Origin of the sequence: Enterobacter dykesii, assembly GCF_008364625.2 — a bacterium.
GTDB lineage: Bacteria > Pseudomonadota > Gammaproteobacteria > Enterobacterales > Enterobacteriaceae > Enterobacter > Enterobacter dykesii.
The window spans coordinates 1,091,575-1,104,617 of record NZ_CP126604.1; the positions used below are offsets into that span (position 1 = coordinate 1,091,575).

Below are 13,043 nucleotides of genomic sequence, written 5' to 3' on the forward strand. Positions count from 1 at the left end.
CGTTATCCGGGGCAGGGATGCCCCAATCCCTTGCTACCTCCAGCATGAAGTGTTAAAACGTGCCCCTTCTAAAAAAGAGACAGGGGTAGGACGTGAAAGACGCGTCATCCGCTTCAGGCCATGGTAGCGCTGAAGCCTCGTCGGATCAGAATCCGACGCTGCAACGTGGTTTGCAAAATCGACATATTCAGTTAATTGCCCTTGGCGGCGCGATCGGTACCGGGCTGTTTCTCGGCATCGGCCCCGCTATTCAGATGGCTGGCCCGGCGGTGCTGCTGGGTTACGGTATCGCCGGGATTATCGCCTTCCTGATCATGCGCCAGCTTGGCGAGATGGTTGTTGAAGAGCCGGTTTCAGGCTCCTTCGCGCACTTTGCTTATAAATACTGGGGCCCGTTTGCAGGCTTCCTGTCCGGCTGGAACTACTGGGTGATGTTCGTGCTGGTGGGGATGGCGGAGCTGACCGCCGCAGGCATTTACATGCAGTACTGGCTGCCGGATGTCCCGACGTGGATCTGGGCGGCCGCCTTCTTCATCATTATTAATGCCGTTAACCTCGTCAACGTGCGACTGTATGGCGAAACTGAGTTTTGGTTTGCGCTGATCAAGGTGCTGGCGATTATCGGGATGATCGGCTTTGGCCTGTGGCTGCTGTTCTCCGGCCACGGCGGCGAGCGCGCCACGATCGACAACCTGTGGCAGCACGGCGGCTTCCTCGCCACCGGCTGGAAAGGGCTGATTCTCTCCCTGGCAGTGATCATGTTCTCCTTCGGTGGATTAGAGCTGATTGGTATTACCGCCGCGGAAGCGCGCGACCCGCATAAAAGCATTCCAAAAGCGGTCAACCAGGTGGTGTACCGGATTCTGCTGTTCTACATCGGCTCGCTGGTTGTGCTGCTGGCGCTCTATCCGTGGGTGGAAGTGAAGTCCGACAGCAGCCCGTTCGTGATGATTTTCCACGATCTGAACAGCAACGTGGTGGCCTCGGCGCTGAACTTCGTCATTCTGGTGGCGTCGCTGTCTGTCTATAACAGCGGCGTTTACTCCAACAGCCGTATGCTGTTTGGCCTCTCCGTTCAGGGCAACGCACCGCGCTTCTTAACCCGCGTCAGCCGTCGCGGCGTGCCGGTGAACTCATTATTACTTTCTGGTGCCATTACGTCGCTGGTGGTGCTGATCAACTATCTCCTGCCGAAAGAGGCCTTTGGCCTGCTGATGGCGCTGGTTGTTGCCACGCTGCTGCTGAACTGGATTATGATTTGCCTGGCGCACCTGCGCTTTCGCGCCGCGATGCGCCGCAAGGGACGCGAGACGCAGTTCAAAGCGCTGCTCTATCCGGCGGGGAACTATATCTGTATCGCGTTCCTGGGGCTGATTCTGGTGCTGATGTGCACCATGGATGAGATGCGTCTTTCGGCGATGCTGCTGCCGGTGTGGGTTATCTTCCTGTTTGTGGCGTTTAAGCTTTCCCGCAAAAAGTAGCACGTTTTTCTCCCTCTCCCTGTGGGAGAGAGCCGGAGTGAGGGCACCAGACTGCATCTGCCTTCACGCCCGGCGGCGCAAGCTGATTATCTGGCGATAACGCCCGCCAGGGAGCGAATATCGTTCCCTGTCGGAGACTGGTGAATACGCAGCCCAAATTCATCCACCACCGCGAAAATATGGTCGAAGATGTCGGCCTGAATCTCCTCATATTCTGCCCAGATCACCGTGTTGGTGAAGGCATATATTTCAATCGGCAAACCATTCGCGTCAGGCGCTAGCTGGCGCACCATCAGCGTCATATCTTTGCGAATGCGCGGGTGGTTGCGCAGATATTCGTTCAGGTAGGCGCGGAAGGTACCAATATTGGTCATCTTGCGCAGGTTTAATACCGATTCCCCTTCACCGTTCTGCTGATTCCACAGATTAATTTCCTCATGTCGCGCGGCCAGATAGGGCTTCAGCAGCTTCGCCTGAATAAGTTTCTGCTGTTCCTGCTCGTCGAGAAAATGAATGCTGGTGGTATCAATGTTCAGGCTGCGCTTAATGCGTCGCCCGCCGGAGGCCGACATGCCGCTCCAGTTGATAAAGGCGTCGGAGACCAGCGCCCACGTCGGAATGGTCGTAATCGTATTATCGAAATTGCGCACCTTAACAGTGGTCAGACCGATGTCCGTCACCGTGCCGTTGGCACCGTATTTCGGCATCTCCAGCCAGTCGCCGAGCTTGAGCATGTCGTTGGCGGAAAGCTGAATACCCGCCACAAGTCCGAGTATCGGGTCTTTAAACACCAGCATCAGGACGGCAGCCATGGCGCCCAGACCGCTTATCAGAATCGCCGGGGACTGGCCGATGAGCAGGGAGATAATCAATATCCCCACCAGGATGGCGCTCACCAGCTTGATGCCCTGGAAGATCCCCTTCAGCGGCAGCTGTGATGCGGTGGCCATTTTTTGCGACAGATTAAAAATCACGTCCAGCAGCGAGAAGAAGGAGAGCAGGGCATACACCATGACCCACAGCTTTGCGCATGTCGTGAGAATTTCCGCCGCTTCGCTGCCCTTTTGCAGCCACAGTACCGCCTGGACGTTGACGATTATCCCCTGAAGGGTGAAGGCCAGACGGTGAAATAATTTATTCTGGGTAATGATTTGCAGCCATAAATGGCTGCTGGCCTGCGCGCGTTTTTCGAAAGCGCGAAGCACCCCTTTGTGCAGAATAAAATGAACGATGATGGCGGTAAGAAAAATAATACCAAAGATAATCACTAAAGAGGTGGTCTGATTAATTTCAATGCCTAACTCTTCAACCTGAGCAATTAATTCCTGCATAACGTCTCCTGTATTGATGCAGCCCCATAATGGCGGCTGCGGATCTATTATGCAAATTCACGGGCTTATTTGGTGGCCTGGCAGACCTTCACCACCGGTAGGCACAGTCTATGGCGGATGCGCAGCGTTGCCAGGGCAAGCACCACCATCATCGCCGTTTCCACCATCAGGAAGACGTTCACCGCCTGGGTGTAATCGCCGTGATGGTTCTGCAGCGCGTGCAGCAAAATCGCGCCGAAAATGGCCGGGCCAAGCCCCAGCGCGGCCTGCTGCAGCGTGCTGAGAATGGCGCTCGCGGCCCCCGCGTCGTCAGGCTGAATATCGCGCATCCCGATGCGGTAGAAGCTGTTCACAATCAGCGCCTGCCCGTAGCCGACCAGCCCGGTCGCGGGCGCCAGCGTCAGGGCGGTATTCTCCATTCCCCAGACGCGGAACGTGGCGATCAGCGCCAGCAGGCCGGCAATCTGGATCGCCAGACCCGTCAGCAGAATGGTACTGGTGCTGTAGCGAGCAATCAGCCGCGGCGCGAACCACGCCGAAATAAAGTAGGTTACGCCCAGCGCGATAAAACTGTTTCCGGACTGCCACGGCGCCATCCCCAGACCGGTTTGCATGGTCAGCGCCATACAGAACATAAATCCGGACCAGACGCTGAAAAAGAGCATCGCAATCAGAATGCCAAAGCGCACGCTGCGAAGCTGCAGCAGGCGCGGCGGGATCAGCGGGTGGGCATTCTCACGCTCCTTTTTGCGCGCATTCAGCGCCGTCAGCCAGCCCAAAGGAAGAATGGCGAGAAGCATAACCTTCAGCGGCCACGACCAGTGCCACTGGGGGCCGAGCGCCATCGGGAACAGCAGGCAGCAAAGAATGATCGCCAGCAGCACGGTTCCGGTCCAGTCGATGCGTGACGGCGTCTCGCGACGGGTTTCGGGTACGAAACGGCGACTCAGCGCCAGCACCACCAGACAGATCGGCACGTTGATGAAGAAGGCGTTACGCCAGCCCAGCCCGGCGATATCCGCCGACACCAGCCAGCCGCCGCCCATTTGCCCGACGATAAACGCAATCCCACCGATGCCGCCAAACAGGCTGATGGCCTTAGCGTGGGCGGTACCTTTCAGCGTCACGTGCAGCGTGGCAAGAATTTGCGGCATGATGAGTGCGGCACCCGCCCCCTGAACGATGCGCGCGGCCAGCAGCTGTTCAATGTTCCCCGCCATCCCGCAGAGCAGCGAGGCCAGGCCAAAGCTCGCGACGCCCCACATGAACAGACGCCGACGGCCAAGGTTATCCCCCAGCTTGCTGCCGAGCGCGAGGCAGACGGCGAAGGCCACGCCGTAGAGTGCGACAATCAGCTCCAGCTCGGTGGCGGTCGCGTGCAGCGAATGGGTGATGGCGTCCAGCGCCACGTTGGTGATTGAGGTATCAATCATCGGCAGCATCTGGCCGGTTAGCAGCAATATCAGGCCAGCGCGGCCCGGTGAAACAACTGACGTATTCATGGTAACTCCATTGCGTCATTCAACAGATGGTCGTAGCATCAACCATCTAATAAACGGGTACCAGTTCTTGCTTATACTGGTACTGGCACTACCATGCAGGGGGATTTATGGCCTTGATGTCTGAACCCGTCGTCTCTCTTCAGGATGACACCCGAAAACAGCTGGGGGCATTTTTGCGCGCACGACGTGAAAGCCTCGATCCGCAGCGTCTCGGCCTGCCGCGCAGCGGTCGTCGCCGCACGCCGGGTCTGCGCCGGGAAGAGGTGGCGATGCTCGCGGACGTGGGCGTGACCTGGTACACCTGGCTTGAGCAGGGCAGGGACGTTAATCCGTCCAGCACGGTGATGGCCGCTGTGGCAAAAGCGCTGCAGTGCACCCCTACCGAGGCCCGACACCTGTTTCTGTTAGCGGGTTTACCGCCGGGCGAAGCGCCGCAGGCGGTCTGCTGCGAGGGCATCAGCGAGGGCACGCGTCGCCTGCTCGACACCCTGCTGCCAAAACCCGCCAGCATTCAGAAGCCCAACTTCGATATCGTGGCGTGGAACGACAGCTTTGGGCACCTGATGGGCGTCGACTTCAATGAAATTCCGCCGGAAGACCGCAACTGTATTTACCTGTTCCTCACCCATCCGGCGTGGCGAGCGCGTCTCGGCAGACGCGACGACGTGCTGCCGATTTTCGTCTCGTACTTCCGCGCGGCGATGGCCGAACACCGGGGAGACCCGCTCTGGGAAGCGAAGCTGGCGCGTTTTTTTGCGGTGTCTGAAGAGTTCAAAACCCTGTGGCACCAGCGCAACGACGTGCGCGGCGTGGAAAACCAGCTCAAGCTGTTTACTCATCCCGAGCTGGGGGATTTTACGCTGCAGCAGATGTACTGGTACTCTGCGCCGCGAAACGGCTCGCGGCTGCTGGTGTATCTGCCGGTGGATGAAGCCGGAGAGAGGGCGATGGCGTGGCTGGCGGAGCAGGGGAAATAATTTTTGCGAGGGGCTTTCAGGGAGTAAGAGCCGAGTCTGCTGAATGGATGAAACAGGTGTAAGTTGGGGTTTAACGTAAACCCCTCGAATGAATCGACATCATTTCGATGGGGTGTTAAGTCGTCTATACTCACGCCATGAGAAACCACCATGTCGCCACTGATGATTGATTCCGCAGATTTCAGCCAAAAATTAAGCCTTATCTCCCGAAACGTCGAACATACTGAAGCGTTTCTTGCGCGAGGCACGGTGGATTTTCACCTGCCCGGATTTATGCTGCCTGTGGGATATCGCCTGTTAAAATCGCGTTACGGCGATGATTATCGTCTCGTGACTACCGACGACGGAAAACCTTATACGGCGTATGCCGTTAAGTTGACGTTTCATAAAGAAATTACTTTTCCCCACGGGGCTGCGACACAGGTTATGGTCTGGCGTACGCCACGCGCGGTTCATCAGCGTGTCATCAGTGGTTTACCACAATCCTTCTTCCAGTGGGTGCTAAGCGAATACGACATTGTGGTTTCTGACAGCGAGCAAACCGGAGACGGGCAGCGGTTTTGGTTACGTATGATCGACTGGGCGTTCAGTATGAATTATCAGATAAGCGTGGCGGACGGTACGGTAGGCGAAGAGTGGCACTTAACACCGGTGAGTTCATACGCCGAGCTGGAAGAGCGCTGGATTGCGTTTGCCTGGGGATACGATCGCGATGTCCATCCACATCGCAGGTTAGTCATCAGTAAAGCGTAACGGGCCGCATTGCGCGGCCCGTTTTGTTCAGCACTCGGTTACAATCGTGCTCAGCGGCAGGCGAGACTTCGGCAGCGTGGCGTTGAAATCTTCCACGCTGTGGTGCCCAACCGGTACCACCACCAGGCTGGTAAAGCCTTTCTCTTTCAGGCCAAATTCTTCGTCGAGAATGGCGGCGTCGAAACCTTCAATCGGTACCGCGTCCAGACCCATCGCGCCTACGCCCAGCAGGAAGTTACCGACGTTCAGGTAAACCTGCTTCGCCATCCACTGGTCGTCATCTTTCAGATCCACGCGGTGCATATCGGCGAAATAGGTGCGGCCCTTGTGGTTTGCGGCTTTGGCTTCCGGCGTGTTGAAGCGACCGTCGGCCTCTTCCTGATCGACGACGCGTTCCAGCCAGGCGTCATCCATCGCGGTTTTCGCGCAGAACACCACCACGTGGGAAGCATCCAGCATTTTGCGTTCGTTGAACACGTAGGTACCCGCGGCAGATTTCGCCACGCGCGCTTTACCTTCCTCGGTGCTGGCCACAATGAAGTGCCACGGCTGGGAGTTGGTGCTGGACGGGCTGTACTGCAGCAGGGTTTTGATTTTTTCCGCTTCTTCCGCGGTCAGTTTTTTGCTTGCGTCGAACGCCTTGGTAGAGTGACGTTTCAGGGCGACAGAAATGATATCCATAACAACTCCTGGTGATGAAATTCGCCCGCTCTCGGGCGCGAAAGTAATGCAGATTACAGCGGGACGCGGAAAAAGATAAGTGCAATTCGAGCGCTTAATCTGTTCGTCTCAGACGAACAATCAGACCGGCCGGATCCACTTCTGGTCTTTTTTCGGCAGCTTATCGACCACCAGATTCCACGAATCCGCGATCAGGTCGGCGACCAGTTCAGGCGTGATGTCGTCAGTGCCGTAAAGCGAAATCCAGTGTTTTTTATTGAGGTGATAGCCCGGCTCAACGCCGCGATAAATTTGCTGATTTAACAGGGATTTTTCTGGGTCTGACTTCAGGCTGACGTGCGGTCGTCCGCGTACGGTGGCCATCAGCATAAAAATTTTCCCGCCCACCTTAAACACGTCGTACTCGGGACCGAACGGCCAGCAGTGTTCGGTGAACGGCAGCTCCAGCGCCACGCGTTTTGCATGCTCCTGCAATGCCTTACTGTCCATCGTTCTCTTCCTGGGCAAGCCCGCGCCACATCACCTCGAAGCCGAGCGCTTTAAAGTCAACGGCGCGGGAAGGGTCGCGAGTGGCAAATTCCATCGTAGATTCGGCCAGCGATAAGAAAAGCGCATCGCCAAACGTTTTAAATTCATCTGACATAAACACCTGACGCACCGAGCGGCGGCACAGCTCATGGAGTTCCGGGAACATCTCTTTCACCGCCTGTTCCGTTTCGGCGCTCAGCTTTTCACTGACGCCGATCTGGCGGATCGCCGCATGAGCAACGGGGTTACGAATCCCCCAGTCCACATAGCTGTTCCAGATATTGCGGGTATGTTCTTTTGGCAGCGTAATGGTGCGATCGAGGTTTGCCAGCATGGTCTGGCAGAGATCCTGCTTCAGATGGAGATAAAGGGCATTCAGCAGATCGTCTTTGGTAGCAAAGTAGCGGAACAGGGTGCCTTCGGCGACACCCGCCTTGCGGGCAATTAACGCCGTTGAGGCGGCAATACCTGACTGTGCAAACGCCACCGTTGCGGCTTCCAGTAAGGCCTGTTTTTTATCTTCACTCTTCGGACGTGCCACTAAATTTTTCCCCCTGTCAATTATAAAAACCCTGATTGAAACACGTGCTTTGACACGCTGCAACGCGGAATGTCAAAGATCGAAAACGTCTTGACGACTTTATCATCATATCTATAATGAGTGCTTACTCACTCATAATCAAGTTTACCCCGCGCAAACTATCGGATGGGGCGCGTTTTCGGGTCTGGATATGAAAAAACCTCTCTTCATCTGCGTGGTGTTAATCATGATCATAGCTTCAGCTGCGAGTTTACCGTTTGTTCTGAATGCCGGATTCGGCCAGCCACCGCAGGGTGAGCAGCTCACTGAAGTGGAGGCCTCTCCCCAGTATCGCGACGGGAAATTCCACAATACGCTGCCGACGCCGGGCTATAACGGCGACAAAAATATGCTGGTCGCGACGTGGGATTTTCTGACCAAAAAAACCGAAAACGCGCGACCGGCCCAGCCGCTGCCGCTGGTGAAAACCGATCTTGCGAGCCTGCCGCTGGAGCAGGACACCCTGGTGTGGCTCGGCCACTCCTCGTGGTACCTGCAGCTCGCGGGTAAACGCATCCTGATCGACCCGGTGCTCGGCAACTACGCCGCGCCGTTCTCGTTCCTCAATAAAGCCTTTGCCGGGGAGTACCCGTGGCGCGCTGAAAGCATGCCGGACATCGACCTGCTGATTATCTCGCACGATCACTACGATCATCTGGATTACGCCACCATCAGAGCGCTACTGCCGAAGGTAAAGCACGTGGTGACCCCGCTGGGCGTGGGATCCCATCTGCGCTACTGGGGGATGAAGCCTGAGATTATTGACGAACGCGACTGGAACCAGTCGGTACGCATCAGCGATGAACTGACGGTGCATGTTCTGCCGGCGCGCCACTTCTCCGGACGCGGCATCAAGCGCGATCGGACGTTGTGGGGGAGCTTTATGTTCGTCACGCCGGAGCAGAAGGTGTATTACAGCGGGGATTCCGGTTACGGCCCGCACTTTAAGGCCATCGGCGAACAGTTTGGCGAGGTGGATTTAGCCATCATGGAAAACGGCCAGTACGACCAGGACTGGAAGTACATTCACATGCTGCCGGAGGAAACGGCGCAGGCCTCGGCGGATCTCAACGCCAAAGCCGTGGTGCCGGGGCACAACGGACGCTTCGTGCTGGCGAAACACGCCTGGAACGATCCGCTGATCCAGCTGGCGCGCGCCAGCAAGGACAAAAATTATCGGCTGCTGACGCCGGAACTGGGTGAGCCCGTGCGGGTGAGTGACACCGCGCAAACCTTTCGTGCGTGGTGGGAATAATGTTTAAGCGAGAAGCAGAGGGGGACAGCAGTATGACCATTTCCGCTCAAGTCATCGACACTATCGTCGAATGGATCGACGACAATCTACACCAGCCATTACGTATAGAAGAGATTGCCCGCCACGCGGGTTACTCGAAATGGCACCTGCAGCGGCTGTTTATGCAGTACAAAGGGGAGAGCCTGGGGCGCTATATCCGTGAACGCAAGCTGCTGCTGGCGGCGCGCGATCTGCGTGAATCCGACGCCCGGGTGTACGACATCTGCCTGCGTTACGGGTTTGACTCGCAGCAGACGTTTACCCGTATCTTCACGCGTACGTTCAACCAGCCGCCTGGCGCGTACCGCAAGGAGAACCACAGTCGGACGCATTGAACGCAAACCAAAACAAGCCGGGTCAGGCGAAGCCGCCACCCGGCTTTTTTTATGGGCTTACGACGCCAGTGAAAACCAGCGTCGCCAGACGAAACGCAGCACGAAGAATTCGATGGCACCCAGCAGCAAAAACCACACGCAGAACAGAATGGTATAGAGCTGGTTCAGATCGACCATGTGAAAGGTCTGAACCAGCTTCTGCGCCAGCACCAGGCCCAGCGACGGCGCGGGTAACAGCAGGCAGGAGAGCAGGGCCAGCAATAAAATGCCGCCTGCCGTAAGCAGCGATTCTAACGGGTGTTTCATCGTAATGTTAATCGTCAGTTAAAAATGTCATTGTCCGGCATCCCGGAACGTAAAGCAATATAAACCCGCCCATCCGATTTCAGGAAAATAAACGCCGTTATCTGCGCGGTAATCGTAGAAATAAAATAATATTCTGCAGGCAATTAAATTAATATCGTGTTGTGTCAATAAATGTCTGCGTTAAGAAAATAATTTTACAAATGTATAAGTGCTATAACCAATTAACGTGGCAATAACAATGGCTGCGATAATGTATAACGCCAGGCGACGCCCGCGATAAATACCAAACATGGATCCTCCTCGTTTAGATTTGGTTTAGAAATATTTTGTAAAAATTGGCTCATCAAAATAGTTTTAAGCAGTTTTGAATAACCGAGAAGTCATTATATTGCGGTAGATCAATTTTACCCGCAAGACTTTAAAATGAATTTATTTATGCCCGAAAGGAATTCAGGCTTCTTTTCACCGGATATTGAAGGAAAAATACGATGACCGAGAAAAAATTATCCCCAAACGTGCCGCCTTCCGGCGGGCTGGCATATCAGCAGACCACAGAGCAGGTGCTTGCTCACATGAAGAGCCAGGCCAGTGGTCTGGACCGTGCAGAGGCGCAGGCGCGTCTGCAAAAACATGGCCCCAATGCGCTGCCGGAGAAAAAAGGCAAGCCTGCCTGGCTGCGTTTTTTGGCCCATTTTAATGATGTCCTGATTTATGTCCTGCTGGCCGCCGCCGTATTAACGGCAATCATGGGCCACTGGGTTGATACGCTGGTTATTCTGGGCGTGGCGGTAATCAATGCTTTAATTGGCCATATTCAGGAAAGCAACGCGGAAAAATCCCTGAAGAGTATTCGCAATATGCTCTCCAGCGAGGCGCGCGTTATTCGTAACGGCAACCACGAAACGATACCCACAACTGAAATAGTCCCGGGCGATATTATTGTTTTACGCGCGGGAGATCGTATTCCGGCGGATATGCGTTTAATTGAAGCGCATAATCTACGCGTGGAAGAGGCAATTCTGACCGGTGAATCCACCGTGGTGGATAAACACGTTAATCCGCTGAGCGGTGAACTGCCGCTGGGCGACCGCACCAATATGGCCTTCTCCGGGACGACCGTAAGCGCGGGCGGCGGCGTCGGCGTGGTCACTGCCACCGGTCAGGATACGGAACTCGGCCATATTAACCAGATGATGGCGGGCATCGAAAAGCACCGCACGCCGCTGCTGGTGCAGATGGACAAGCTGGGTAAAGCGATCTTCGCCATTATCCTGGCGATGATGGCCGCGCTGTTTGTCTTCAGCCTGGCGTTCCGCGAGATCCCGATGGGCGAGCTGCTGCTCTCCCTGATTAGCCTGGCGGTGGCCTCCGTGCCGGAAGGTTTGCCGGCGATTATCTCCATCATACTCTCCCTGGGCGTGCAGGCGATGGCGCGCAAGCGGGCGATTATTCGCAAGCTGCCTACGGTTGAAACCCTGGGCGCGATGACCGTGGTCTGCTCGGATAAAACCGGCACCCTGACCATGAACGAGATGACGGTTAAAGCCATCATCACCGCCGACGCCTGCTACCGCGTGGACGGCAACAGCTACGAGCCGGTGGGCAACCTCTACCTGGAAGGCAGCGACGAGCCGGTCCACATCCAGCCGGGCACCGTGCTGGAGCAGTACCTGCGCACCATCGACCTGTGTAACGACAGCCAGCTGATTCAGGACGAGCACGGCCTGTGGGGCATCACCGGTGGCCCGACTGAGGGCGCACTGAAGGTGCTGGCGGCGAAGGCCAGCCTTGAGCCGGTCTTGACCACGCTGGTTAACAAGATCCCGTTCGACTCGCAGTACAAGTACATGAGCACCCACTACCAGATTGGCGGTGAGGAGCAGATCCTGATCACCGGCGCGCCGGACGTCATTTTCGCTCTGTGCGCCGAGCAGCAGACCCGCAACGGTGCGGAAGCCTTCAACCGCGCGTACTGGGAAAGCGAGATGGAGCGCTATGCGCGTCAGGGGCTGCGCATGGTCGCCGCGGCGTTTAAACCGGCGAACGGTGAGCAGGAACTGACGCACGACGACCTGAGCCACGGCCTGATCTTCCTCGGTATCGCCGGGATGATGGATCCGCCGCGTCCGGAAGCCATTGACGCGATTAACGCCTGCCAGCAGGCGGGGATCCGCGTGAAGATGATCACCGGGGATCACCCGCAGACGGCGATGAGCATCGGCCAGATGCTGGGGATCACCAACAGCGAGCAGGCCATCACCGGCTACGAGCTGGAGAAGATGGACGACGCCGCGCTGGCGGAAGCGGCGGTGAAGTATGACATCTTCGCCCGTACCAGCCCGGAGCATAAGCTGCGCCTGGTGAAAGCGCTGCAGGACAAAGGCGAAATCGTCGGCATGACCGGTGACGGCGTGAACGATGCCCCGGCGCTGCGTCAGGCTGACGTCGGCATCGCGATGGGCATCAAGGGCACGGAAGTGACCAAAGAGGCGGCGGACATGGTCCTGACGGACGATAACTTCGCCACCATTGCCAGCGCGGTGAAAGAGGGGCGTCGCGTTTACGACAACCTGAAGAAGACCATCCTGTTCATCATGCCGACCAACCTCGCGCAGGGGCTGCTGATTGTGATTGCGCTGCTGGCGGGGAACATCATTCCGCTGACGCCGGTGCTGATCCTGTGGATGAACATGGCCACCTCCGCCACGCTCTCCTTCGGCCTGGCCTTCGAAGCCGCCGAGCGCAATATCATGCGCCGTCCGCCGCGTCAGACCGGGCAGCACGTGATGGACGCCTACGCCGTGTGGCGCGTGGCCTTCGTCGGCACCATGATTGCCATCGCCGCCTTTGCGCTGGAAGCCTGGCTGGCCCCGCGCGGCCACAGCGCGGAGTTCATCCGCACCGTGCTGCTGCAGATGCTGGTCTGCGCCCAGTGGGTGTACATGATTAACTGCCGCAACACCGAAGGGTTCTCCCTGAACCGCGGCCTGCTGGCGAACAAAGGGATCTGGCTGGTGACGGGCGTGCTGTTCCTGCTCCAGGCGGCGATTATCTACCTGCCGTTTATGCAGATGTTGTTCGGCACCGAAGCCCTGCCGCTGCGCTACTGGTTTGTGACTCTGGCGGTGGCGGGCGTGATGTTCTTCGTCGTCGAAATCGAGAAGCGACTGACCCGCAGGTTCCGTAAGTCTGCATAACCTTTTGCCCTCACCCTAACCCTCTCCCACGGGGAGAGGGGACTGTGACCTCCCTCTCCCTGTGGGAGAGGGCCGGGG

General features: G+C 56.9%; 12 protein-coding genes. 6 read left to right on the plus strand and 6 right to left on the minus strand.

Features of this window, described 5'->3' with window-relative positions; translation table 11 throughout:
* Nucleotides 1-92 precede the first annotated feature (92 nt).
* Nucleotides 93-1,481, plus strand: coding sequence for a phenylalanine transporter (gene pheP, locus F0320_RS05085; RefSeq protein WP_047650497.1), 1,389 nt, complete (start codon nt 93-95; stop codon nt 1,479-1,481).
* Between the two features lie 86 nt (nt 1,482-1,567).
* On the opposite strand, the gene F0320_RS05090 is transcribed toward pheP, so the two are convergent.
* Nucleotides 1,568-2,812 carry a mechanosensitive ion channel family protein gene (locus F0320_RS05090; protein WP_047650498.1) on the minus strand — a complete coding sequence of 415 codons (1,245 nt, stop codon included), beginning with the start codon at nt 2,810-2,812 and terminating at the stop codon, nt 1,568-1,570.
* Nucleotides 2,813-2,877: 65 nt separating this feature from the next.
* Nucleotides 2,878-4,314 (minus strand): MFS transporter, encoded by a 1,437-nt coding sequence (locus tag F0320_RS05095; protein WP_126329067.1) that lies wholly within the window; start codon nt 4,312-4,314, stop codon nt 2,878-2,880.
* A 107-nt stretch (nt 4,315-4,421) separates the two neighbouring features.
* Here F0320_RS05095 and F0320_RS05100 point away from each other — a divergent pair, with 107 nt between their 5' ends.
* Nucleotides 4,422-5,291 (plus strand): helix-turn-helix transcriptional regulator, encoded by an 870-nt coding sequence (locus tag F0320_RS05100; RefSeq protein WP_126329066.1) that lies wholly within the window; start codon nt 4,422-4,424, stop codon nt 5,289-5,291.
* 150 nt (nt 5,292-5,441) lie between these two features.
* A complete protein-coding gene (locus tag F0320_RS05105) occupies nt 5,442-6,044 on the plus strand; it encodes a hypothetical protein (protein ID WP_126329065.1) in 603 nt (200 codons plus the stop codon).
* 27 nt (nt 6,045-6,071) lie between these two features.
* Here the strand turns inward: F0320_RS05105 and nfsB are convergent, their stop codons facing one another.
* The 3 genes from nfsB to F0320_RS05120 all read right to left on the minus strand — a co-directional run bounded on the left by nfsB (nt 6,072) and on the right by F0320_RS05120 (nt 7,794).
* Nucleotides 6,072-6,725 (minus strand): oxygen-insensitive NAD(P)H nitroreductase, encoded by a 654-nt coding sequence (gene nfsB, locus F0320_RS05110; RefSeq protein ID WP_024906901.1) that lies wholly within the window; start codon nt 6,723-6,725, stop codon nt 6,072-6,074.
* A 120-nt stretch (nt 6,726-6,845) separates the two neighbouring features.
* Entirely contained in the window at nt 6,846-7,214 is a 369-nt protein-coding gene (locus F0320_RS05115) for an MmcQ/YjbR family DNA-binding protein (protein WP_023310662.1), read from the minus strand.
* Nucleotides 7,204-7,794, minus strand: coding sequence for a TetR/AcrR family transcriptional regulator (locus F0320_RS05120; RefSeq protein ID WP_047650501.1), 591 nt, complete (start codon nt 7,792-7,794; stop codon nt 7,204-7,206). The genes F0320_RS05115 and F0320_RS05120 overlap by 11 nt, the downstream gene beginning before the upstream one ends.
* A gap of 190 nt (nt 7,795-7,984) precedes the next feature.
* Between F0320_RS05120 and F0320_RS05125 the strand changes: the two genes are divergently transcribed.
* Both F0320_RS05125 and F0320_RS05130 read left to right on the plus strand, forming a co-directional pair.
* Nucleotides 7,985-9,088: an MBL fold metallo-hydrolase gene (locus F0320_RS05125; protein WP_126329064.1), complete on the plus strand. Its 1,104-nt coding sequence runs from the start codon at nt 7,985-7,987 to the stop codon at nt 9,086-9,088.
* A 32-nt stretch (nt 9,089-9,120) separates the two neighbouring features.
* Complete coding sequence (locus F0320_RS05130; protein WP_047650664.1) at nt 9,121-9,462, plus strand: RamA family antibiotic efflux transcriptional regulator; 342 nt, start codon at nt 9,121-9,123, stop codon at nt 9,460-9,462.
* Nucleotides 9,463-9,519: 57 nt separating this feature from the next.
* On the opposite strand, the gene F0320_RS05135 is transcribed toward F0320_RS05130, so the two are convergent.
* Nucleotides 9,520-9,768 carry a DUF1158 domain-containing protein gene (locus F0320_RS05135; protein WP_013097677.1) on the minus strand — a complete coding sequence of 83 codons (249 nt, stop codon included), beginning with the start codon at nt 9,766-9,768 and terminating at the stop codon, nt 9,520-9,522.
* Nucleotides 9,769-10,256: 488 nt separating this feature from the next.
* Between F0320_RS05135 and F0320_RS05140 the strand changes: the two genes are divergently transcribed.
* Nucleotides 10,257-12,965, plus strand: coding sequence for a cation-transporting P-type ATPase (locus F0320_RS05140; RefSeq protein ID WP_126329063.1), 2,709 nt, complete (start codon nt 10,257-10,259; stop codon nt 12,963-12,965).
* Nucleotides 12,966-13,043: the final 78 nt, after the last annotated feature.

What these genes read in the sequence shown, in the direction of transcription:
- F0320_RS05095 (WP_126329067.1), bottom strand. Translation starts at nt 4,314, where the DNA reads ATGAATACGTCAGTTGTTTCACCGGGCCGCGCTGGCCTGATATTGCTG.
- F0320_RS05140 (WP_126329063.1), top strand. Translation starts at nt 10,257, where the DNA reads ATGACCGAGAAAAAATTATCCCCAAACGTGCCGCCTTCCGGCGGGCTG.
- F0320_RS05090 (WP_047650498.1), bottom strand. Translation starts at nt 2,812, where the DNA reads ATGCAGGAATTAATTGCTCAGGTTGAAGAGTTAGGCATTGAAATTAAT.
- F0320_RS05100 (WP_126329066.1), top strand. Translation starts at nt 4,422, where the DNA reads ATGGCCTTGATGTCTGAACCCGTCGTCTCTCTTCAGGATGACACCCGA.
- nfsB (WP_024906901.1), bottom strand. Translation starts at nt 6,725, where the DNA reads ATGGATATCATTTCTGTCGCCCTGAAACGTCACTCTACCAAGGCGTTC.
- F0320_RS05105 (WP_126329065.1), top strand. Translation starts at nt 5,442, where the DNA reads ATGTCGCCACTGATGATTGATTCCGCAGATTTCAGCCAAAAATTAAGC.
- F0320_RS05115 (WP_023310662.1), bottom strand. Translation starts at nt 7,214, where the DNA reads ATGGACAGTAAGGCATTGCAGGAGCATGCAAAACGCGTGGCGCTGGAG.
- F0320_RS05130 (WP_047650664.1), top strand. Translation starts at nt 9,121, where the DNA reads ATGACCATTTCCGCTCAAGTCATCGACACTATCGTCGAATGGATCGAC.
- F0320_RS05125 (WP_126329064.1), top strand. Translation starts at nt 7,985, where the DNA reads ATGAAAAAACCTCTCTTCATCTGCGTGGTGTTAATCATGATCATAGCT.
- F0320_RS05135 (WP_013097677.1), bottom strand. Translation starts at nt 9,768, where the DNA reads ATGAAACACCCGTTAGAATCGCTGCTTACGGCAGGCGGCATTTTATTG.